The organism is Leisingera sp. ANG-M6, assembly GCF_000813905.1.
GTDB lineage: Bacteria > Pseudomonadota > Alphaproteobacteria > Rhodobacterales > Rhodobacteraceae > Leisingera.
In genome coordinates this window covers 265,035-285,420 of the sequence record NZ_JWLG01000017.1, presented here as the reverse complement: position 1 = coordinate 285,420, position 20,386 = coordinate 265,035, and the positions used below count along the sequence as shown (strand labels likewise).

Annotated in this window: 20 protein-coding genes; 4 read left to right on the top strand and 16 right to left on the bottom strand. The window is 61.2% G+C overall.

The window, feature by feature from the left end; all coding sequences use genetic code 11:
- Nucleotides 1-274: 274 nt before the first annotated feature.
- Both RA24_RS16420 and RA24_RS16415 read right to left on the bottom strand, forming a co-directional pair.
- Nucleotides 275-853 carry an outer membrane protein gene (locus tag RA24_RS16420; protein ID WP_019297847.1) on the bottom strand — a complete coding sequence of 193 codons (579 nt, stop codon included), beginning with the start codon at nucleotides 851-853 and terminating at the stop codon, nucleotides 275-277.
- A gap of 238 nt (nucleotides 854-1,091) precedes the next feature.
- Nucleotides 1,092-1,601 (bottom strand): hypothetical protein, encoded by a 510-nt coding sequence (locus RA24_RS16415; protein WP_241480957.1) that lies wholly within the window; start codon nucleotides 1,599-1,601, stop codon nucleotides 1,092-1,094.
- Between the two features lie 436 nt (nucleotides 1,602-2,037).
- On the opposite strand from RA24_RS16415, the gene RA24_RS16410 reads away from it, so the two are divergent.
- Entirely contained in the window at nucleotides 2,038-3,588 is a 1,551-nt protein-coding gene (locus tag RA24_RS16410; protein ID WP_039192955.1) for a trimethylamine methyltransferase family protein, read from the top strand.
- A gap of 128 nt (nucleotides 3,589-3,716) precedes the next feature.
- Here RA24_RS16410 and RA24_RS22340 read toward each other — a convergent pair whose 3' ends face one another.
- Nucleotides 3,717-3,992, bottom strand: a complete 276-nt coding sequence (locus tag RA24_RS22340; protein ID WP_152612860.1) for a hypothetical protein — start codon at nucleotides 3,990-3,992, stop codon at nucleotides 3,717-3,719.
- 221 nt (nucleotides 3,993-4,213) lie between these two features.
- Nucleotides 4,214-5,434, bottom strand: coding sequence for an acyl-CoA dehydrogenase (locus tag RA24_RS16405; RefSeq protein WP_039145942.1), 1,221 nt, complete (start codon nucleotides 5,432-5,434; stop codon nucleotides 4,214-4,216).
- A gap of 99 nt (nucleotides 5,435-5,533) precedes the next feature.
- On the opposite strand from RA24_RS16405, the gene RA24_RS16400 reads away from it, so the two are divergent.
- Nucleotides 5,534-6,445, top strand: a complete 912-nt coding sequence (locus RA24_RS16400) for a LysR substrate-binding domain-containing protein (RefSeq protein ID WP_039192953.1) — start codon at nucleotides 5,534-5,536, stop codon at nucleotides 6,443-6,445.
- Nucleotides 6,446-6,518: 73 nt separating this feature from the next.
- Here RA24_RS16400 and phoB read toward each other — a convergent pair whose 3' ends face one another.
- The 10 genes from phoB to RA24_RS16350 all read right to left on the bottom strand — a co-directional run bounded on the left by phoB (nucleotide 6,519) and on the right by RA24_RS16350 (nucleotide 16,174).
- Nucleotides 6,519-7,208, bottom strand: a complete 690-nt coding sequence (gene phoB, locus RA24_RS16395) for a phosphate regulon transcriptional regulator PhoB (protein ID WP_039145938.1) — start codon at nucleotides 7,206-7,208, stop codon at nucleotides 6,519-6,521.
- 3 nt (nucleotides 7,209-7,211) lie between these two features.
- Nucleotides 7,212-7,922, bottom strand: coding sequence for a phosphate signaling complex protein PhoU (gene phoU, locus RA24_RS16390; protein ID WP_039192950.1), 711 nt, complete (start codon nucleotides 7,920-7,922; stop codon nucleotides 7,212-7,214).
- Between the two features lie 16 nt (nucleotides 7,923-7,938).
- Nucleotides 7,939-8,736: a phosphate ABC transporter ATP-binding protein PstB gene (pstB, locus tag RA24_RS16385; RefSeq protein ID WP_019296319.1), complete on the bottom strand. Its 798-nt coding sequence runs from the start codon at nucleotides 8,734-8,736 to the stop codon at nucleotides 7,939-7,941.
- 15 nt (nucleotides 8,737-8,751) lie between these two features.
- Nucleotides 8,752-10,110, bottom strand: a complete 1,359-nt coding sequence (gene pstA / locus RA24_RS16380; protein ID WP_039192947.1) for a phosphate ABC transporter permease PstA — start codon at nucleotides 10,108-10,110, stop codon at nucleotides 8,752-8,754.
- The gene (gene pstC / locus RA24_RS16375) at nucleotides 10,110-11,582 is read right to left on the bottom strand and encodes a phosphate ABC transporter permease subunit PstC (protein ID WP_039192944.1); all 1,473 of its coding nucleotides are present in this window, start codon (nucleotides 11,580-11,582) and stop codon (nucleotides 10,110-10,112) included. The genes pstA and pstC overlap by 1 nt, the downstream gene beginning before the upstream one ends.
- Before the next feature lie 114 nt (nucleotides 11,583-11,696).
- On the bottom strand, nucleotides 11,697-12,752 hold the full coding sequence (locus RA24_RS16370) for a substrate-binding domain-containing protein (protein ID WP_039192940.1): 1,056 nt from the start codon (nucleotides 12,750-12,752) through the stop codon (nucleotides 11,697-11,699).
- A gap of 206 nt (nucleotides 12,753-12,958) precedes the next feature.
- Nucleotides 12,959-13,999: a sensor histidine kinase gene (locus RA24_RS16365; protein ID WP_039192937.1), complete on the bottom strand. Its 1,041-nt coding sequence runs from the start codon at nucleotides 13,997-13,999 to the stop codon at nucleotides 12,959-12,961.
- 102 nt (nucleotides 14,000-14,101) lie between these two features.
- Nucleotides 14,102-14,623, bottom strand: coding sequence for a gamma carbonic anhydrase family protein (locus RA24_RS16360; protein ID WP_039192935.1), 522 nt, complete (start codon nucleotides 14,621-14,623; stop codon nucleotides 14,102-14,104).
- The gene (gmk, locus tag RA24_RS16355) at nucleotides 14,620-15,261 is read right to left on the bottom strand and encodes a guanylate kinase (protein WP_019296313.1); all 642 of its coding nucleotides are present in this window, start codon (nucleotides 15,259-15,261) and stop codon (nucleotides 14,620-14,622) included. The genes RA24_RS16360 and gmk overlap by 4 nt, the downstream gene beginning before the upstream one ends.
- 16 nt (nucleotides 15,262-15,277) lie before the next feature.
- Complete coding sequence (locus RA24_RS16350) at nucleotides 15,278-16,174, bottom strand: YicC/YloC family endoribonuclease (protein WP_019296312.1); 897 nt, start codon at nucleotides 16,172-16,174, stop codon at nucleotides 15,278-15,280.
- Nucleotides 16,175-16,413: 239 nt separating this feature from the next.
- Here RA24_RS16350 and RA24_RS16345 point away from each other — a divergent pair, with 239 nt between their 5' ends.
- A complete protein-coding gene (locus RA24_RS16345; protein WP_039193068.1) occupies nucleotides 16,414-17,229 on the top strand; it encodes a PAS domain-containing protein in 816 nt (271 codons plus the stop codon).
- Nucleotides 17,230-17,353: 124 nt separating this feature from the next.
- On the opposite strand, the gene RA24_RS16340 is transcribed toward RA24_RS16345, so the two are convergent.
- Nucleotides 17,354-18,724, bottom strand: a complete 1,371-nt coding sequence (locus RA24_RS16340; protein WP_019296310.1) for a class II 3-deoxy-7-phosphoheptulonate synthase — start codon at nucleotides 18,722-18,724, stop codon at nucleotides 17,354-17,356.
- Between the two features lie 181 nt (nucleotides 18,725-18,905).
- Here RA24_RS16340 and RA24_RS16335 point away from each other — a divergent pair, with 181 nt between their 5' ends.
- Nucleotides 18,906-19,910 carry a GlxA family transcriptional regulator gene (locus RA24_RS16335; RefSeq protein WP_039192932.1) on the top strand — a complete coding sequence of 335 codons (1,005 nt, stop codon included), beginning with the start codon at nucleotides 18,906-18,908 and terminating at the stop codon, nucleotides 19,908-19,910.
- 29 nt (nucleotides 19,911-19,939) lie between these two features.
- Here the strand turns inward: RA24_RS16335 and RA24_RS16330 are convergent, their stop codons facing one another.
- Nucleotides 19,940-20,356 (bottom strand): hypothetical protein, encoded by a 417-nt coding sequence (locus RA24_RS16330; RefSeq protein WP_019296308.1) that lies wholly within the window; start codon nucleotides 20,354-20,356, stop codon nucleotides 19,940-19,942.
- Between the last annotated feature and the right edge of the window lie 30 nt (nucleotides 20,357-20,386).

Below are 20,386 nucleotides of genomic sequence, written 5' to 3'. Positions count from 1 at the left end.
TAGCGGCAGGCACTACCCAATGCGCGCAGCGCGGGCTTAGCAACTTGTCAGGGAAATGAAAACGACAGAAACCAGCCCGCTGATATGTCAGCAGGTAATGCAGCAGATAATGGTGGTGCAATTCTGGTTCATGCAGGCTGCTTAGCACGCGCCAGAAGCGCCGCCAAGCTTTTTGGATGCCGGAAACAGCAAAGGCCGCCCGCCTGCCTTGGGTACAGTCCGGGCGGCCAGCGGCGCGGCGGAACAAGCGTGCCGCGCCGGTGTTTGTATCAGCTTAGAATTTGAAGGACGCCCGCAGCGACACAGAGGTAGCATCAGAACCAACGCCCGAGGTGCCGAACTGATCGAAATCATGCTCCAGCACTTCACCGCCGACCTGCCACTGGTCGGTCACCTGGTAGGCTACGCCAACGCCGTAGAAGTCGCCGGTTTCGCTGCCCAGCGAGCTGTCGGCCTCGGCCACACCACCGGTCACGTAGGCCAGCACCCGGCCAAAGTCATAGCCGGCCTTCAGCTTGGCGCGGGCAACCGAGTCGACGGTTGCGCCGCCGCCCAGATCCAGGTCGGTTGCGTCATAATCCAGTTCGCCGCCCAGAACGAAACGGCCGAAATCATAATTGTAGCCGCCGTGGATACCGTATGCGGCATCATCACCCGAGGCACCGTTGCTGGCATCCGCGTCCAGCTGGCCTACCTGGCCACCCAGATAGAAACCGGTCCAATCGCCGCCCTCATTGACCACAACCGGCGCCGGAGCCGGCGCGGGTTCGACCACCGGCTCAACCAGGTTGCCGGCAAAGGCCGCACTGCCCATTACGGTTGCGATGGCTGTCATAGCTACGAAACGAGTCATTCAGACTTCTCCTTTTGCAGTCCCGGCGCAAGCTGTGCGCCGTTGACGCTTACAAAAGGTCTTTGGCTGGCAGTTTCCAGTGCTGCTCAGCTCACAGCCCCTGAATTGGCGGTGACTGGCCTAAATCCCGTGCCAGCCCGCGCCTTTTTGCCGGAAACCGCAGGCGGAAATCTGCCAACCTATTGAAATCCCGCCCGCTTTGACTAGCGGCGATTAAGCATCCAGCCTCAAAGAACTATTAGAAACGGAAAGCAGCGCTCACAGCCAAGGTTTCACCGCGCGGGCTTGCGCTCCCGTCAGTGGGCCCGGCCTCATGATGCAACAGTTCTCCAGTCAATTGCAGCGCACGGTTCAGGGACACCCGCATCCCAAAGCCAAACAGCGATCCGTGGCGCCGGCCGCTGGATGCCTCGGCCTGAAGCCCGCCTACGGTTACAAAGCCGGTAGCCGGACCAAAGTCGTAACCTGCCTGAAGGCGCAGCTGGTGTGTTTCCTCAGCCTGCAGGGCGCGTGTCAGCGGACCGGTCTGCCCTGTTGACAGGCTGCCGCCGAAAATCAGGCCATCCGCCCCTTGTCCGTAGCCGAACTCAATGGTGCGAGCTTCTCCCCCTGCTGTTCCGTGCTCCGCAAGTAAAGAGGTATTGGATTGAAGGCGGCCATATTCTTCAGCAAAGGCAGAATGGCCTTGGACAGCAGTACTGGCGAGCACTACGGCGAGCGTTTGGCAGAGTTTGGTCTTCTGAACCATCGGCATATGGCTGTGCCTTCCTGCAATGCACCATTCAGCGTGCCATCCCCCATGGCCCCAGTATCTGCATTAATGCTTAATATTTCGTTCCCTGACCCAGACTGCCAACAACGAGGCCGTGCGGAAACCGTTAAAAATGCCCTCTGCATCAATAAAAATAGTGAAATTTAGTAAACTCCAACGGCGGATATCAGCGGCAAGAACGCCCGTGAAAAAAGTGTCGCAAATTTCACTCAGGTCGTTATCGTGCTAGAAACTTCGCAAACGCATGCCAAACTGCCGGAAAGTCACAGGAGACCGCATGCAGGAAGAACGCAGCCTTGTCAGCCTCATATACCGCACCATCGGTGCGGCGCGCGGGCGTGCAGCCAGGGGCCGGCCGCACTGAGTTGAATTTTCACACGTTTCAACTCACACTTCCTGAAAGGCTCCCTGAATGAACGACCAAGCCTCCTCCACCCGCGCAGCCCGCAGCGGCGGCCGCAACGCACGCCGTGCCGCCCGTGCCGCAGCCCTGCCGGAACACCTCCGCCCAGTCCGTCCCGGCATGGAATCATCCGCGCTGAAACTGCTCAGCCAGGCAGACATGGAAAAAATCCATGAGGCCGCGCTCACCGCTCTCGAAGAAATCGGTCTGGCCGACGCCCCGCCAAGCGGCGTCGACTATTTGACCGCGGCAGGCTGCATTCTGGGGGATGACGGCCGGATCCGGTTCCCCCGCGCACTGGTTGAGGATACCATCGCCAAGGCGAACCGCTCTGTCACGCTCTTCAGCCGGGATGGCAAGACGGACCTGCAACTGTCCGGAGGCCGCGTGCACTATGGCACCGCTGGCGCTGCAGTCAGCATGGTGGACGTGAATGGCCGCGAATACCGCGACTCCACTGTCCAGGACCTCCACGATGCCGCCCGTATCTGCGATCAGCTGGACAACATCCACTTCGTGCAGCGCCCGATGGTCTGCCGCGACATTCCCGACAACCGCGAAATGGACCTGAACTCCATCTACGCTACCTGTGCCGGAACCACCAAACATGTCGGCGTTTCCTTCACTGAACCTGATTTCGTGAAGCCCGGCCTGGAGCTTTTGCACATGATTGCCGGAGGCGAGGACAAATGGCGCGAACGGCCGTTTGTGTCGAACTCCAACTGCTTCGTCGTTCCGCCGATGAAATTCGCAACCGAATCCTGCGAAGTGATGGAGGAATGCATCAAAGGCGGCATGCCGGTGCTGCTGCTTTCGGCAGGCATGGCGGGTGCTACGGCGCCGTCGAGCATTGCCGGCGCGATCACCCAGGCGGTTGCTGAATGCCTCGCCGGACTGGTTTATGTAAACGCCGTAAAGCCTGGTGCGCCAGCGATTTTCGGCACTTGGCCTTTCGGCTTGGATCTGCGCACCGGCGCGATGACTGTTGGTTCCGGCGAACAGGCCTTGCTGTCCGCTGGCTGCGCGCAGATGCACAAGTTTTACAATCTGCCTGGTGGCGCCGCTGCTGGCGCCTCAGATTCCAAATTGCCGGACATGCAGGCCGGCTGGGAACAGATGTGCTCTGCAGTTATGGCGGGCCTGTCCGGCCTCAACATGGTCTATGAAGCCGCAGGAATGCATGCCTCGCTGCTCGGCTTCTGCCTGGAATCTCTGATCCTCGACAATGATTTGCTGGGCCAGGCGCAACGCTGCGTCCGCGGCATCGAGGTGAACGACGAAACCCTGGCACTGGACCAGATGCGCGCTACCTGTCTGGGCGGACCCGGCCACTACTTGGGCACCGATCAGACCCTCAGCCGGATGCAGGTGGACTATGTCTACCCAGCCCTCGGCGACCGCACCTCCCCAAAGGAATGGGTGGAGCGCGACAAACCCGATCTGATTGCCAAGGCAACCGCGAAGAAGGAAGAAATCCTGTCGCAGCGGTCCGCCGCCCGGTTCGATGCGGAAACGGATATGGCAATCCGCCAGAAATTCAACATTCACTTGCCCGCCTGAGGCGGCACAGATCGAACTTGCAGCGGGCCGGATACTCCGGCCCGTTTTCTTTTGGAAACCGGCTGCCGGTTCCGGAAAATCCGCCCCCCATGTTTCTGAAAATTTTCTTAACTTCCACCTTGAAGGTTTCAGCCTGTCAAGTTAACCTGTTGTAAATAGGCAAATAAATGCAAAGACCTGCGAATACTCAGGCAATCTGGGCTGCAAAAACACACCTGTAAAGGCGCAATACTGGAATGCAATCCCGCAAAGCTCGCCAACTTTTGCAGAACCATCCAGGGCGCGCTTTGCAATAATGCAGTGCGACGGGTGTGGTTGGCCGCCTTAGTGATGATTTGCGTTTTTGCATGGCGAAAATCAGAAATGGTGCGCGCAGTCGCCGATACCTGCAAAGCAAAAGACATGCGTTAACTGTCCACCCGGCATCGCAGCGCAGCCAGTTTGACTATTCGAAGCTTCAAGCGGTTTTTACGTTAACCAGGCTTCTGGCGCTTCATCGGCATTCAGCCGAAAGCAGCAGCGCCTTTTTCTTTGCAGAGTTCCCGGTCCGGCTCCTGAGGGCAATATTGCAAAGCAATCTTGCATAAACGCAGCGCGAAGCGGACTCCGCGCTGCTGCTTGGCATTCAGAAAAAGGCCTGCAATCCCGTCTGAGCCCGGCCCAGGATCAGCGCGTGGACGTCATGGGTGCCCTCATAAGTGTTCACGGTCTCCAAGTTCACCATGTGGCGGATCACGTTGAACTCCAGGCTGATGCCGTTGCCGCCGTGCATGTCGCGCGCCATCCGGGCAATTTCCAGCGCTTTGCCGCAATTGTTTCGCTTGATGATCGAGATCATCTCCGGAGCGGCATTCGCCTCATCCATCAACCGGCCAACACGCAAGGACGCCTGCAGACCCAGGGTGATTTCGGTCTGCATGTTTGCCAGTTTCAGCTGGAACAGCTGTGTGTTCGCCAGCGGCCGGCCGAATTGAATGCGGTCCAACCCGTATTGACGGGCAGCGTGCCAGCAGGCCTCCGCCGCGCCCATAGCACCCCAGCTGATGCCGTAACGCGCACGGTTCAGACAGCCGAACGGCCCTTTCAGCCCTTCAACATGGGGCAGCAGCGCGTCCTCACCAACCTCAACGCCGTCCATCACGATCTCACCGGTGATCGACGCCCGCAAAGAAGCTTTGTTTTCGATTTTCGGCGCGCTGAGGCCCTTCAGGCCCTTGTCCAGCACAAAGCCGCGGATCTTGCCGCCATGGGCTTCGGACTTGGCCCAGACCACAAACACATCGGCAATCGGTGCATTGGAGATCCACATCTTGGACCCCTTAAGCCTATACCCGCCATCAATTTTTTCGGCGCGGGTTTTCATGCTTGCAGGGTCGGAGCCGGCATCCGGTTCCGTCAGGCCAAAGCAGCCGATCCACTCACCAGAGGCCAGTTTCGGCAGGTACTTCTGGCGCTGCTCCTCGCTGCCGTATGCGTAGATGGGATACATCACCAGCGAGCTTTGCACCGACATCATCGAGCGGTAGCCGCTATCCACGCGCTCCACCTCGCGGGCCACCAGGCCATAGGACACATAACCACCGCCAAGCCCGCCATACTCCTCCGGAATGGTGGTGCCCAGCAGGCCCATCTCGCCCATCTCCCGGAAGATTTCGGGATCGGTTTCCTCGTTTTCATAAGCACTTAGCACGCGCGGCTGAAGCTTTTCCTGGGCATAGGCGCGGGCCGAGGCGGAGATCATCCGCTCGTCTTCGGTCAGCTGGTCCTCCAGACGCAGGGCGTCTTCCCAGTTAAAACGGCCCAGATCCGGGGCATCCTTGGCGCGCAGGGCGGGTTTGTCGGTCATCTTGTCACCTCAGTGGTTCGCGATTTGGCCAGACCCTAACGGGAGGTGAACGGAAAAAACAGCGAGACTTTGGCAACAAAGCATGACAAACACTCATACATGATAGTGCCACGCAAGTTCCTGCCCTCGATTTCCTCCCTGCGAGCCTTGGAGGCGCTGGACCGGCTTGGCAGCGCCTCCGCCGCAGCGGATGAGCTGGCGCTGACGCAGGGCGCTGTCAGCCGCCAGCTGCAGACGCTGGAGCGGCAATTGGGGATGGAGCTGGTGCAGCGCGACCAAAAGAGGCTGGCGCTGACAACGGAAGCGCAGGATTACGCTGCGGAGATCCGGCAGGCCTTGAACCAGATCGTGCAATCCACCTTGCGTTTGCAGGCCGCACCGCTGGCCGGGACGCTCAACCTGGCGATCCTGCCAGCCTTCGGGATGCGCTGGCTGATGCCGCGGCTGCCGGAGTTTGCCCGGCTTCATCCGGATGTGACCATCAACATGGCCACCCGTCTGGAACCATTCAATTTTGCTACAGAACCCTTTGATGCCGCGATACATTTCGGAAACGCCGAGTGGCCGGGCACGCAATCTCTGCTTCTGAAGCACGAGCAGTTGCTGCCCGTCTGCGCACCGCAGCTTTTGGAGGGGCGCAGGGTTGAAGAGCCGAAAGACATTCTGAAGCTGCCGCTGCTGCACATTCAGACCCGGACAACCGCCTGGAAGGATTGGTTTGAGCAGAAAGGCATTGAGGCTGCCGCGGGATTAAGTGGTACAATCTATGATCAATTCGCAACCATCACCCAGGCGGCCCTGCATGGGCTGGGCGTTGCGCTGATGCCGGATTACCTGGTGGAGCAGGACTTGGCGACAGGCCGGCTGGTGGCGCTGCATCCGGAGGCGATTGAGACTGCAGGCGCCTACTACCTGGTCTGGCCGGAGCGGAAATCAAACGCGCCGGCTCTGATGAAGTTCCGCGGCTGGCTGGCAGGACAAGCGCAGCCGGAGGATCCGCTGCCGCGGTAAAAGTCAGGGGGTGACATGCGTGCACCCCCTGTACACCCCTTGTGCACCCCCCCGGTGCAGTTTCAGCCAGGCTTCAGCCCAAGGCGTAGCCGGCGCCGCGCACAGTGCGGACGGGATCGTCGCCGCCGTGCTGGGTCAGCGCCTTGCGCAAACGGCCGATATGAACGTCGACTGTGCGGGTGTCGACATAGATGTCGCGGCCCCAGACCCGGTCCAAGAGCTGTTCCCGGCTCCAGACCCGGCCCGGCTTCTCGATGAAGGTGGAGAGCAGCCGGAATTCGGTCGGCCCAAGCTTGAGCGGGTTGCCGCCCCGGCTGACCTTGTGGGTTTCGGCATCCAGAACGATGTCGTCGTATTCCAGCCGCACCCCGACTGTGGAGGGCCGGACCCGGCGCAGTTGGCTGCGCACGCGGGCCATCAGTTCCACCACCGAATAGGGTTTCACCACGTAATCATCGGCGCCGGTTTCAAGGCCACGCACCTTGTCCACTTCCTCGGACCGGGCGGACAGCATGATTACCGGGATATTGCGGGTTTCAGCGCGAGTCTTGAGGCGGCGGCAGACCTCGATGCCGCTGAGGTTGGGCATCATCCAGTCGAGGATGATGATGTCCGGCATGTCCTCCTCGACCACCAGCAGCGCTTCCTCGCCGTCCTTGGCCTTGAGCACGCGGAACCCGTCAGCTTCGAGATTGTAAGCCAGCACTTCCCGCTGCGCCATTTCGTCTTCTACAACCAGAACGGTGGGCTGGTCGGCAGCCATCGGTCAGATCTCCTGCGGTGTGGTCGAGGTGGTGTCGGCTTTCTTGCGGTCTTCTTCCGGCTTCTCGCCGGTGACCAGATAGATCACCTGCTCGGCGATCGCAGTCACATGGTCACCCATGCGTTCGGTGTTTTTTGCTATGAAATGCAAGTGCATACAGGCGGAAATGTTGCGCGGGTCTTCCATCATGTGGGTCAGGAACTCACGGAACAGGGCGTTGTACATCTGGTCCACATCGCGGTCGCGGGCGATCACGTCCGCCGCCAGTTCGGCATCACGCTGGATGTAGGAATCAAGCGCATCTTTCAGCATCCGCTCTACCTCGCGCGCCATACGGCGCAGGGCGGCAGTGCCTTCGCTGATGTTCGGCCCCTGAGCCAGAACCGTGGTCCGCTTGGCCATGTTTTTTGCATAGTCGCCAATGCGTTCCAGGTTACCGGCGATCTTCATCACCGACAGCACCAGCCGCAGATCAGAGGCGGTTGGCGACCGCAGGGCGATCAGCCGGGCGGTTTCCTCGTTGATCAGCTCTTCCAGCCCGTCGATGGCCTTGTCGCCCTGGCGCACGGTCAGCGCCAGTTCTTCGTCGCGGGTCTCAAGGGCACGGGCGGCTTCGCGGATGGCGTCCTCGACCAGACCGCCCATTTTCATGATCCGGGCTTGAATTGCCTCCAGATCGCGGTCGAATGCAGATGCAATATGCTGTGCAGTCATTTGTTTTTCCTAGAAATCAGCCGATCCGGCCGGTGATATAGCTTTCGGTGCGCGGATCTTCGGGGTTGGTGAAGATCTGGCCGGTGGGGCCGAATTCAACCAGGTTTCCGAGGTGGAAGAAGGCGGTCTTCTGGCTGACCCGCGCGGCCTGCTGCATCGAGTGGGTGACGATCACCACGGAATACTGGCTGCGCAGTTCGTCGATCAGTTCCTCAACCTGCGCAGTGGCAATCGGGTCCAGCGCCGAACAGGGTTCGTCCATCAGCAGCACCTCGGGTTCGGTCGCAACAGCGCGGGCGATGCACAGGCGCTGCTGCTGGCCGCCGGAGAGGCCGGTGCCGGGCGCATCAAGGCGGTCTTTCACCTCATCCCAGATGGCGCCGCGACGCAGGGATTTCTCCACGATTTCATCCAGTTCCGCCTTGTTCTTCGCCAGGCCATGGATGCGCGGGCCATAGGCCACGTTGTCATAAATCGACTTGGGGAACGGGTTCGGCTTCTGGAACACCATGCCCACCTTGGCGCGCAGCTGCACCGGGTCGACGCGCTTGTCGTAGATATCCTCGCCGTCCAGCAGGATGTCACCCTTCACGCGGCAGATGTCGATGGTGTCGTTCATCCGGTTCAGGCAGCGCAGGAAGGTCGACTTGCCGCAGCCGGAGGGGCCGATGAAGGCGGTGACGGTGTTGTCCTCGATCTCGACGTTCACGTCTTTGATCGCGTGGCTGTCGCCGTAATAGACGTTCACGTCCTTGGCGGCGATTTTGATGTTCTGGGTTTCCACGGTCTTATCCATCACGGTCATGTCGTTCATTGCACTATGCCCCTTTTACCAGCGGCGTTCAAAGCGGCGGCGCAGGATCACGGCAAGCGTGTTCATGGTCACCAGGAAGAGAAGAAGGATGATGATGCCGCCCCAGGCGCGTTCGTAGAATGCGGGGTCGGCGCGTTTGGCCCATTCGTAGATCTGGGCAGGCATGGCGGAGTTCGGCGCCAGCAGGCCGTCGGCAAGGGTTTCCGGCGCGTTGGAGGCGATGAAGCCGACCATGCCGATCAGCAGAAGCGGTGCGGTTTCCCCCAGCGCCTGTGCCAGGCCGATGATGGTGCCGGTCAGGATGCCGGGTGCCGCCAGCGGCAGCACATGGTGGAACACCGCCTGCATCTTGGAGGCGCCGACGCCCAGGGCAGCGTCACGGATCGAAGGCGGCACCGATTTCAGCGAGGCGCGGGTGGAGATGATGATGGTCGGGAGTGTCATCAGCGTCAGCACCAGGCCGCCCACCAGCGGCGCCGAGGTCGGCAGGTGCATATAGTTGATGAAGACCGCCAGGCCCAGGATGCCGAATACGATGGAGGGAACTGCTGCGAGGTTGGAGATGTTCACCTCAATCAGGTCGGTGAGCCAGTTCTGCGGCGCGAACTCTTCGAGGTAGATCGAGGCGGCGACGCCGATCGGCAGCGCCAGCGCCAGCACCACAAACATCATGAACAGCGAGCCCAGCATGGAGACGCCGATACCAGCTGCCTCCGGGCGGGCGTCGGAGGCATCCGCGCCAAAGATGAAGTCGAGGTTGAAGGTCTTCTCCAGCACCCCGGCAGCGGCCAAGGCGTCAACAAGATCAAGCTGTTCCGCAGAGATGTTCTTGTCGTTGACGATGCTTTCCCGGGTGACGCGGCCCTTCAGGTAGCCATCGACACGGCTGGATGCGAGGAAGCGGAACTCCACCGTCTGGCCGATCTGGTCCGGGTTGGCGATCACGTAGTCGCGCAGCTGAGCGGCGACGTCTTTGGACAGGATGCCGGCCAGCTCCTTGGACTTGAGGCCGGTCTCGATGCCCAGGTCCTCAATCGCGGCTTCCATCGCACCCTTGATGATCGGCGCGTATCCGAAGGTGGTGACCTTCTTGATGTCTTCAATGTTGCGCTCGCCCTTCTTGTCGAGCTTTGCTTCCAGCAATTCCACATTCAGCGTGACAAAGGTCTGCTGGAAGGCACCGGTGCCCTTGCTTACGATGGTGGTCACCAGCACCAGCAGCATGATCAGGCCCGCAGTAATCGCGGCAATGCCATAGGCCTTGAACCGGGTTTCAGCAGCGTTGCGTTTGCGGGTTTGTGCGGATTTCTCCAGCAGCGAGCCGCCGTGTTTACGGGGCGCAGCACCTGCGGGATTTTGGCTGAGGTCAGTCATTAGTCGTACTGCTCCCGGTATTTGCGCACGATATAGAGCGCCAGGACGTTCAGGCCGAGGGTCAGGACAAACAAGGTCAGGCCCAGAGCAAAGGCAACCAGCGTTTCGGGGCTGGCAAAGTCGGTGTCGCCGGTCAGCTGGCTGACGATGCGGGTGGTGATGGTGGTCATCGATTCCAGCGGGTTGGCGGAGAACTTGGCAATTGCGCCCGCCCCCATCACCACAATCATGGTCTCGCCAATGGCGCGGGAGGCGGCCAGCAGAACCGCACCGACGATGCCCGGCAGGGCTGCAGGCATCACAACCTGGCGCACGGTCTCGGACTTGGTGGCGCCAAGGCCCAGAGAGCCGTCGCGCATCGCCTGCGGCACTGCGTTGATGATGTCATCGGACAGCGAGGAGACAAAGGGGATCAGCATGATGCCCATCACGAGTCCCGCGGTCAGAACAGAGGTGGCGCCGGCCATCCATTCGACGCCCAGCAGGCCGCCCTTGCCGAAGAGGTCCGCCAGCGCGGGGCCAACAGTCAGCAGCGCAAACAGGCCGTAGACGATGGTGGGAATACCCGCGAGGATTTCCAGCAGCGGCTTGGCAAAGGCACGCACGGCGCCGCTGGCGTATTCCGACAGGTAGATGGCGGCAAACAGGCCAACCGGAACCGCCACCAGCAGGGCGATGAAGGAGATATAGAGCGTGCCCCACAGGAGCGGCAGGATCGACAGCTCACTGCCGCCGCGGAAGTTCGGCGCCCAGGTGGAGCCGAAGAAGAAGTCGGTCCAGCTGTGCAGGCCAAAGAAGTTCTTGGTTTCAAACAGCATCGACAGAACGATGCCAACGGTGGTCAGGATCGCCAGCGAGGCAGCCAGGATCAAGAGCGCCAGCACCACACGTTCCACCACGTTGCGGGCGCGGAAATCCTTGTGGGTGCGGCTGTAAGCGAAGGCAAAACCGCCAAGCGCCAGCAGCGCGACAACAACGGTCATGGCGGTGCGGCCGGTGTTCGACAGGTTGCGGTAAGCCTGTGCGGCATTCAGCACTTCGGGGCGCACGTCGTCGCCCAGGGCCACGCCAACCTCGCCCATCAGGGCGCGGACGTCCTGGCCGCTGTCAGCGACATTGCGGGCCTCGCGGGCGGTCAGCAGCCCCTGCTCCACTGCCAGGTCCAGGCCTTCGGCCACGCGGCGCACGTCGCTCATCACCAATCCGATGGAGGAGCTTTCCGGGATCGCCTCTGCCGGGATCATTCCGGAGACGCGGGTCTCGATAAACATCGGCTGGGCCAGCAGCCAGATCGCCAGGGCTCCGATGGCCGGCACAAAGGCAGCAAGAGCCACGTGGTAGCCGTAATATGATGGCAGCGAATGAAGGTCTTTGACGTTGCCCGCAGCGGTGGCAATCGCACGGCGGCGGCCGCCGTAGTAACCCGCGGCAGAAAGCGCAAGCAGGAGGGCAACAAGCCAGAAAGTGGGCATGAAAAGCTCCGGTTTTGGCGGTGTCTTTTATGGTGCGGCAGCCCTGCCGCGGAAGAAGCGCCGGGGCGGAGGTAGGCTCCGCCCCGGCAAGGATCAGATCACAGGCAGGACAGCTTAGGAGTTGCCGCCCATCACGGCTTCGTTGGCAACCGCTTCCTGGGTGTCCGCCAGTTCCGGGTCGGCAACCAGGCCGTATTCGGCCAGCGGGCCGTCTTCGCCGGCAACCTCGTCTGCGACGAAGAACTCAGCGTATTCCTTCAGGCCCGGGATCACGCCGATGTGGGCTTTCTTCACGTAGAAGAACAGCGGGCGGGAGACCGGGTATTCGCCGGTTGCGATGCTCTCGGTCGAGGGAACCACGCCGGACATGGTGGCAACCTGCAGCTTGTCGGTGTTGTTCTCGTAGAAGGCCAGGCCAAAGACGCCAATGCCGTCTTTGTTGCTTTCGATGCGGGCCAGGGTTTCGGTGTAGTCGCCGTCGATGTCGACCGATTTGCCGTCGGTGCGCAGGGCAATACAGGCTTTCTCAGCCGCTTTCTTCTTGGCTTTGTCGCTGTCGCCTTCGGCGTGGGCCAGCAGATGCTCAAACGCGCCGGTGGCTTCGCAGCCGGCCAGGATCACCTTGTCTTCGAACACTTCGCGGGTGCCGTGCTTGGTGCCCGGAACGAAGGCCTGGATGTCGACCGCCGGGAAGTCGGCGTTCACGTCGGCCCAGGTGGTGTTCGGGTTATCGACCAGCTCACCGTCAACCATCACCTTGTCGGACAGGGCCAGGAACCAGTCGGTCGGGGTGAACTCGAAGGAGTTTGCGCTGCTGTCGGAAGCAAACACGATGCCGTCATAGCCGATGCGCACTTCGATGATGTCGGTCACGCCGTTTTCGGCACAAGCGGCGATTTCCTTGTCTTTGATCTGGCGCGACGCGTTGGCGACGTCGATGGTGTTTTCACCCACGCCTTCGCAGAAACGCTTGAGGCCAGCGGAGGAGCCGCCGGATTCCACAACCGGGGTCGGGAAGTCAAAGTTTTCGCCAAAGGCTTCTGCCACGATGGAGGCGTAGGGCAGAACGGTGGACGAACCGGCAACCTGCACCTGGTCGCGCGCAGCAGCAGCGGTTGCGGAAACGGCGGCGATTGCCAGGGTGGATGCGGTCAGTTTCACAAAGGACATTTGTGTCTCCAAGAGTTTCATAGGTCGATCACCCCCTCGATGATCTTGCCGCCTCTCCTATGGGGTGGTGATGAGGCTTTTGTGACAGGTGTGTAACAGCCGTATGACAAAGCCGGTTTTTGGCGAAAAAATTCCGTCACAAATGAAAAACTGCCGGTCGTGGGACCGGCAGCGTTCTTTGACGGCCTGGTCGACGGCACAGCTGCCTACTCAGGAAGAATGACGGTAAAAACAGACCCTTGCCCCAGGTCGCTTTCAACACGCAGCCTTCCGCGGTGGCGGTTGATGATGTGTTTTACGATCGCCAGGCCAAGTCCGGTGCCGCCCATCTCGCGGGAGCGGTGGCTGTCGGCGCGGTAAAAGCGCTCTGTCAGGCGCGGCAGGTGGACGGCAGCGATTCCGGGGCCGTTGTCGATCACCTGGACCCGCGCGGCAGGCGCGCGCACCGACGGGTCGCGCTCAGTATGGGTCAGCACAACCCGCACCTGATCGCCGCCGTATTTCACCGCGTTTTCAACGAGGTTGGTGAACACCTGCTGCAGCTGATCCGGGTCGCCGGTAACACAGACCGGGTCCTCCGGCGCTTCCAGCGTCATTGTGGCGCCGCGGGCCTCTGCCACTGGCGCCAGCGTTTTGAGAGTGGAGGCCAGATGCGCGGTCAGGTCGACTTTCTCCTTGGGGCGGACCCGCTCCTCGCTTTCCACGCGATTGAGCGACAGAAGGTCCCCGACCAGGCGGTTCATCCGGCTGGCCTCGCCCTCCATGATCGTGAGGAACCGGTCGCGCGCGGCGGCGTCATCCCTGGCCGGGCCGCGCAGGGTTTCGATGAAACCGATCAGCGCCGTCAGCGGCGTGCGCAGTTCATGGCTGACGTTGCCGACGAAATCGCGGCGCATCTGGCTGGCCTGCTCGCGTTCGGTGATGTCGTCGAAACAGGCCAGTACCGCGCCGCCGCCCACCGCGCCGATGCCGGGCACATAGCGAAGTGTCACCGTGTAAGTGGTGTCCTGCGCGCCGTCGTTGGACAGGTGCCGTGCGGTGCGGGGTTGCTTGTCGTGCAGGCAGGCCTCAATCGCGGTGGCAACGCTAGGCTGGCGCAGGATGGTGGCGAAATGGCGCCCCTGGACGCCCTGCCCCAGCAAAGCTTCGGCGCCGCTGTTAATGGCGATGAAGCGTTCGGTCTGGTCCACCATCACCGCCGGCAGCGGAATGGCCGCCAGAAATCCTTCTATCAGATCAGTCGTCATATGTTCCCCGCTGTTGACCAGTCCGGCCTGCCTACTGCCCCAGTGTGAACCTGTTGTGGCAGCAACCGTTCAAGCAGCGCAAAACCGCCCGGTTTTCGCCGGTTACAGCGGTTTCAGCTCCGCCCGGAAGCGGCGCATGTTGTCCTGATAGAGCAGCGCGCTTTGCGTCAGCTTTTCAGCCAGCGCCGCGTCCACCTCCCGGACCACCTTTCCGGGGCTGCCCATCACCAGGGAGTTGTCGGGGATTTCCTTGTTCTCGGTGATCAAGGCTCCTGCCCCGATCAGGCAGTTCTTGCCGATCTTAGCCCCGTTCAGGATGGTTGCGCCCATGCCGACAAGAGAGTTCTCGCCGATGGTGCAGCCGTGTAGCATCGCCTTGTGGCCGATGGTGCAGTTTTTGCCGATGGTCAGCGGGTAGCCCGCATCAATATGCATGACCACGTTTTCCTGCACGTTGGTACCTTCGCAGATGCGGATTTCCTCGTGGTCGGCACGGATGGTGACGCCGAACCAGACTGAGGACCCTGCCTCCATCACCACCTTGCCGATCAGGTTGGCATCGGGGGCGACCCAGGTGTCTTCGTGGATTTGCGGCTGATCAGCGCCAAGAGCAAAAAGGGTCATGACTGTTCCTCGAACTGGGTTTGCAGGGCACGGACGTGATCCTGCAGCTTGGGCTGCTGGATGCGGCGCATGCGCTCGGCCTCGACGATGGTTTTCAGCTTGGCCTCTGTCTCGTCCAAGTCGTCGTTGACCAGCACATAGTCATAATAACCCCAGTGGCTGATCTCATCCCAGCTTTTCATCATCCGCTTGGAGATCACCTCGTCGCTGTCCTGCGCCCGGGTTTCCAGACGGCGGCGCAGTTCGGTGATCGAGGGCGGCAGGATGAAGATTGACAGCGCGTGCTTGCCCAGATCGGAGTTGCGGATCTGGATCTCACCCTGCCAGTCGACGTCGAACAGCACGTCCTGACCGGCCTCGATGGTGTCCTTCACCGGGCCAGCGGGCGAGCCGTAGAAGTTGCCGAAGACGTGGGCGTGCTCCAGCATGCCGCCCTCAGCCACCTTCTGCTTAAACTCGTCTTCGGACATGAAGTAGTATTCGCGGCCGTGCTCCTCACCCGGGCGCGGGGCGCGGGTGGTGGCGGAGACCGAGAAGGCAAGGCCCGGGTCCCAGGCCATCAGGCGGCGGGCCAAGGTGGATTTGCCTGCGCCCGAAGGCGATGAGAGGATGATCAAAAGGCCGCGGCGGTCCGCCATCAAAGCACTCCTTTTCTTATTCTATGTTCTGCACCTGCTCGCGCATCTGGTCGATCACGGTTTTCATCTCAAGCCCAACTGCCGTCAAGCCGGCATGCTGCGCCTTAGAGCAGAGAGTGTTGGCCTCGCGGTTGAACTCCTGCATCAGGAAATCGAGTTTGCGGCCCACAGCGCCGCCCTTCAGCAGCAGATCACGGGCAGCAGCCACATGGGCGCCAAGGCGGTCCAGTTCCTCGGTCACGTCGGCTTTGACCGCAATCAGCGCCAGTTCCTGCGCCACCCGGTCAGGGTCGGCGCCATCGGCGTTATCCATGACACGCGCCAGATTGGCCCGGAGCGTTTCGGCCATCTTGGCCTTGCGCTCTTCGGCGCGCTCTGCCGCTTGTGCGGTCAGCGCGGCGACCTGCTCCAGCTGGGTGTTAAGAATTACGGCAAGCGCCGCGCCCTCGGCCTCGCGCATCTGCACGAATTCCGCCACAAGGGTTTCCAGTTCCTTTGCAAGCGCAGCCACCAGAGGCGCCGGATCATCATCACCCGCGGACTGTTCCAGCACGCCCTTGAAGGACAGAAGCTCCGCTGCCGAGGCCGGACGCACCTCCACCCGGTTCTGCTTGGCGAGCGACTGCGCCTCTCCCAGTGCCTTGACTACGGATTTCAAAACCGCGGCGTTGACTTGCACCTGCCCGGCGCCGTCCTCAGTCCTAGTGATCCGGAGTGTCAGCGAGACATTGCCCCGCGCCAGCGCTTTGGACAGGGCGGAACGGGTCAGGTTTTCAAGGCCTTCCAGCCAATCCGGAACCCTAAGCCGGATATCCAGCCCCTTGGCATTGACCGACCTGAGCTCCCAGCTCCAGCTGTGCTGATCGGAGCTGCCCTGTGCCGAGGCAAAGGCGGTCATGCTGCGGATGGTCATAAGAAAGCCCCCTGTTCGCTGGTGATTAAACTGCTCTACTGTCTTGAAACTACAGGGTGCAAGCGCAATTGCAAAAACGGGCGCAAGCGAAGGCGTTAACCATTGCTTTAAGATTTAGTCCAAATTTGAATTAGATTGTGTCATCTTAACTTCAGGGTAACCATACCGGCCCTAAGTCTTAAGGCAGCAAGGAGCTGCGCGGGGACCACGGGATGTCCGGTGTTGCAGGGGATAATGAGATGATTTTTGGCAGCCGCAGTGGAGATGGCCTGTCTGACGGACAGGGAAACGTTGTATCCATGAACCGTTTCCGCAAGGGCGGCGCACTGTCGCCGCTGCGTCAGGCGGAAGCCTATTGGACCGCGCTGCGCCGTGGAGACGATGTGCCCAGCCGGTCGCAGATTGATCCGCGCGGTCTGGAAAACATCCTGAGCAACACCTTCATTCTGGAACGGATTGCGCCGGGCATCGCCCGTTTCCGTCTGGCCGGTTCGCTGGTCAATGAAATGGCGGGCATGGAAGTGCGCGGGATGCCGGTCACGGCGTTTTTCACCACAGATGCACGCAAGCAGCTGAGCAATGCGATGGAGCATATGTTCGACACGCCCGCGGTTGTGGAACTGGAGCTGCAGATTGAGGCGCCGCGCCTGAGCAAACCGCGCGAGGCCCGCATGCTGCTGCTGCCGCTGCGCAGTGATCTGGGCGATATCAGCCGGGTGCTGGGGGTTCTGGTGGCAGACGAAGCCGCTTCGGTCACATCGCAGCGGTTCTCGATCACCTCGATCGAAATGCGTGCCGTTGGCAAGCCTTCGGGCGCCGCGGAGTTCAAGGCTAAGCCGCGGGAAGACGCGAAGGAAGACCATGCAGATGTGAACCAGCCCAATCCCGGCTTTGCCGAGGTTCAGGCCCGTTTCAAGCCGGAGCGGTCGCTGCTGGAAGAGGCCAAGGCGCTGCTGGACCGCAGCCGGGCCGGCAAAGCGGCCGAACCGGCGGACCCTGCCCCTGCCAAGCACAAGGGCGCACCGCATCTGCGGCTGGTGGTCAGCCGCGACTGATCCGGTGCCGGCACTGGAAGATTTCTGAATTCAAGTACAAGGTCATAGCTGCTTGAATTGACTGCGCCCCGGAGGAGAACCTCCGGGGCGCCTTTTTGTTTGCCGCCAGCTGTCGCAGGCGGCCTTAGCCCGCCTGGCGCGCAGACTGCTCTGCGCGCAGGGCGGACAGTTCTTCGGCCACTAGGAAGGCCAGCTCCAGCGACTGGCTGGCATTCAGGCGCGGATCGCAGGCGGTGTGGTAGCGGTCGCTCAGGTCTTCTTCGGTCACCGCGCGGACGCCGCCGGTGCATTCGGTCACGTCCTGGCCGGTCATTTCGAAATGCACGCCGCCGGGGATGGTGCCCTCAGCCTTGTGAACACCGAAGAAGTCGCGCACTTCGCGCAGCACGCTGTCGAAGGGCCGGGTCTTGTAGCCGGTGGAGGACTTGATGGTGTTGCCATGCATCGGGTCGCAGACCCAGGTGACATTGGCACCCTCTTCCTTCACGGCCTTGACCAGCCGCGGCAGATGCTCCCCTGCCTTACCGGCGCCAAAACGGGCAATCAGGGTCAGCTTGCCGGCCTCGTTGTCCGGGTTGAGGCGTGACATCAGCACCTTCAGATCCTCGGCGCTGGTGGTCGGGCCGCACTTGAGGCCAATCGGGTTCAGCACGCCGCGGCAGAATTCCACATGAGCGCCGTCGGGCTGGCGTGTGCGGTCGCCGATCCAGATCATGTGGCCGGAGCCGGCCAGCCATTTGCCGGAGGTCGAATCGAGGCGGGTCAGCGCCTCCTCGTATTCCAGCAGCAGGCCTTCGTGGCTGGTGTAGAACTCCACGGTGGAGAATTCATGAGTGGTGTCGGCGGTAATGCCGGCGGCGCTCATGAAGTCGATGGTGTCCTGAATGCGGGTTGCGATCTCGCTGTACTTCTGGACTTCCTGCTCATCGGTGAAGCCGAGGGTCCAGGAGTGCACCCGGCTCATGTCGGCGAAACCGCCGGTGGAAAAAGCGCGCAGCAGGTTCAGCGTTGCAGCCGCCTGGGTGTAGGCCTGCAGCATCTTCTGCGGGTTCGGGATGCGGGCATCGGGTGTGAACGCCAGTTCATTGATGATGTCGCCGCGATAGCTGGGCAGTTCCACGCCATCAATGGTTTCGGTCGGCGCACTGCGCGGCTTGGCGAACTGGCCCGCCATGCGGCCAACCTTCACCACCGGCACCTTGGCACCATAGGTGAGCACCATGGCCATCTGAAGCATCACCTTGAAAGTGTCGCGGATGCCGTCGGCGCTGAACTGGTCAAAACTCTCGGCGCAATCGCCCCCCTGAAGCAGGAATGCCTCGCCGCGGCCAGCCGCGCCCAGGTGCTGTTTCAGGCGGCGCGCTTCGCCGGCAAAGACCAGCGGCGGATACTTGGACAGCTGAGCCTCGACAGCGTTCAGCGCTGCGGCATCGGTGTAGTCCGGCATCTGCACCCGCGGCTTGTTGCGCCAGTCCGATTTTTGCCATTCGCTCATGACTTTATCTCCGCATCAGAGGTCTTTAGAATATGTTGTGTGCTCTATACAAAATCCGCCGGGGGGAGACCAGTTTAGAATTGCGGAGACTTGACCCCGCGTCCAAGCTGTGAGCACGGTTTTCCGACTTGCCGCGGAGCGTGCTCCCGCGGCCCGACTTGTTTCTTGAAGGACGCCCGCCATGCAGACGCCACGCAAGCCTGCTGTTTCAGGAGTAGCCACCGGCCAGCCCAAGAGGTTTGTCTTTGTACTCCTCGACAAATTCACCCTGCTTTGCTTTTCGGCCGCCATGGAGTCGCTCCGGATCGCAAACCGGATGGCTGGGAAAGAACTGTATACCTGGTCCGTGGTGGGCGAAGGCGGCGAAACGGTAACCTGCTCCGCGGGCACCGTCTTTCAGCTTGATTCGGATCTGGACGAGCTGCAGCGCGACGACACCATCATGCTGTGCGGCGGTATAGACGTGCAGGATGCGTCTACCAAGAAGGTGCTGTCATGGCTGCGCCGCGAAGCCCGCAAGGGCCTGATGGTCGGCGGATTGTGCACTGCGTCCTACACCCTGGCCAAGGCCGGCCTGCTGGACGGCAAGCGCGCGACCATTCACTGGGAGAACGCCGACAGCTTCAGCGAGGAATTCGACGAGGTGGAGCTGGCAAAGTCTGTCTTTGTCATCGACGGCAACCGGCTGTCGACAGCCGGCGGCACCTCCTCCATCGACCTGATGCTCAAGCTGATCGCCAATGACCAGGGCGAGGATCTGGCCAATTCGGTGGCGGACCAGCTGATCTATTCCTCGATCCGGACCGATCAGGACACCCAGCGGCTGTCGATCCCGACCCGCATCGGCGTGCGCCATCCCAAGCTGTCGATGGTGATCCAGATGATGGAAGCCAATATCGAAGAGCCGATCAGCCCGTCAATCCTGGCCCAGGATGTGGGCATGTCCACCCGGCAGCTGGAGCGCCTGTTCCGACGCTACCTGAACCGCTCCCCCAAGCGCTATTACATGGAGCTGAGGCTGCAGAAGGCGCGCAACCTCTTGATGCAGACGGATATGAGCGTGATCAACGTGGCGCTGGCCTGCGGCTTTGCCTCGCCCTCTCATTTCTCTAAATGCTACCGGGCCCATTACGACACCACCCCCTACCGCGAGCGCGGCAGCAAGGCGGCGGCGTATAAGACCTAGGGAGCCTAAGGAACTGGTTCGGGAAGCTTTCAAAGCTTCCCGAAAACAACATCTGAGTTTGTGTTGAGGTCAAATTTCAGCACCACGATGCTATCGCCGCGGTCGTGAATAAAGGCATAATAGTAGCAGTAGTTCAGCACGTCCTCATTCCAATAGATCCGAACCTCCTTCTTGAAGCCGTTCATCAATTCCTTGCGTGCCGCTACGCTGCCGCCGGTAAAGCCGTGCGGATAAATTGCCGCCAATTGCTGCTGCGCGCTTTGCAATTGCTCGGGGGTGTATTCGTCACGGCCGCCCAGCCGGGTAATCAGCTGTTTGAAGTCACGTTGCTTGATGACTGTATCCACAAAGCGTTCATATGCTTCATACGAACTGAATACGCTGTCCTGCGCCAGAGCGGTAGCTGGAAGCAGCGCAATCAGCGCCGCGGCGAGAAATTTCCTCATATCAATCTTCCTGTTTTAGCTATTTTAAAC

Excerpts from the sequence above, each read along its gene's own strand:
- RA24_RS16400 (WP_039192953.1), top strand. The coding sequence starts at position 5,534 with ATGATAGTGCCACGCAAGTTCCTGCCCTCGATTTCCTCCCTGCGAGCC.
- RA24_RS16370 (WP_039192940.1), bottom strand. The coding sequence starts at position 12,752 with ATGTCCTTTGTGAAACTGACCGCATCCACCCTGGCAATCGCCGCCGTT.
- RA24_RS16405 (WP_039145942.1), bottom strand. The coding sequence starts at position 5,434 with ATGACCGACAAACCCGCCCTGCGCGCCAAGGATGCCCCGGATCTGGGC.
- phoU (WP_039192950.1), bottom strand. The coding sequence starts at position 7,922 with ATGACTGCACAGCATATTGCATCTGCATTCGACCGCGATCTGGAGGCA.
- RA24_RS16350 (WP_019296312.1), bottom strand. The coding sequence starts at position 16,174 with ATGACCATCCGCAGCATGACCGCCTTTGCCTCGGCACAGGGCAGCTCC.
- phoB (WP_039145938.1), bottom strand. The coding sequence starts at position 7,208 with ATGGCTGCCGACCAGCCCACCGTTCTGGTTGTAGAAGACGAAATGGCG.
- RA24_RS22340 (WP_152612860.1), bottom strand. The coding sequence starts at position 3,992 with ATGTCTTTTGCTTTGCAGGTATCGGCGACTGCGCGCACCATTTCTGAT.
- RA24_RS16340 (WP_019296310.1), bottom strand. The coding sequence starts at position 18,724 with ATGAGCGAATGGCAAAAATCGGACTGGCGCAACAAGCCGCGGGTGCAG.
- RA24_RS16330 (WP_019296308.1), bottom strand. The coding sequence starts at position 20,356 with ATGAGGAAATTTCTCGCCGCGGCGCTGATTGCGCTGCTTCCAGCTACC.
- RA24_RS16420 (WP_019297847.1), bottom strand. The coding sequence starts at position 853 with ATGACTCGTTTCGTAGCTATGACAGCCATCGCAACCGTAATGGGCAGT.
- RA24_RS16335 (WP_039192932.1), top strand. The coding sequence starts at position 18,906 with ATGCAGACGCCACGCAAGCCTGCTGTTTCAGGAGTAGCCACCGGCCAG.
- gmk (WP_019296313.1), bottom strand. The coding sequence starts at position 15,261 with ATGGCGGACCGCCGCGGCCTTTTGATCATCCTCTCATCGCCTTCGGGC.
- RA24_RS16415 (WP_241480957.1), bottom strand. The coding sequence starts at position 1,601 with ATGGTTCAGAAGACCAAACTCTGCCAAACGCTCGCCGTAGTGCTCGCC.
- RA24_RS16360 (WP_039192935.1), bottom strand. The coding sequence starts at position 14,623 with ATGACCCTTTTTGCTCTTGGCGCTGATCAGCCGCAAATCCACGAAGAC.
- pstA (WP_039192947.1), bottom strand. The coding sequence starts at position 10,110 with ATGACTGACCTCAGCCAAAATCCCGCAGGTGCTGCGCCCCGTAAACAC.
- pstC (WP_039192944.1), bottom strand. The coding sequence starts at position 11,582 with ATGCCCACTTTCTGGCTTGTTGCCCTCCTGCTTGCGCTTTCTGCCGCG.
- RA24_RS16345 (WP_039193068.1), top strand. The coding sequence starts at position 16,414 with ATGATTTTTGGCAGCCGCAGTGGAGATGGCCTGTCTGACGGACAGGGA.
- RA24_RS16410 (WP_039192955.1), top strand. The coding sequence starts at position 2,038 with ATGAACGACCAAGCCTCCTCCACCCGCGCAGCCCGCAGCGGCGGCCGC.
- RA24_RS16365 (WP_039192937.1), bottom strand. The coding sequence starts at position 13,999 with ATGACGACTGATCTGATAGAAGGATTTCTGGCGGCCATTCCGCTGCCG.
- pstB (WP_019296319.1), bottom strand. The coding sequence starts at position 8,736 with ATGAACGACATGACCGTGATGGATAAGACCGTGGAAACCCAGAACATC.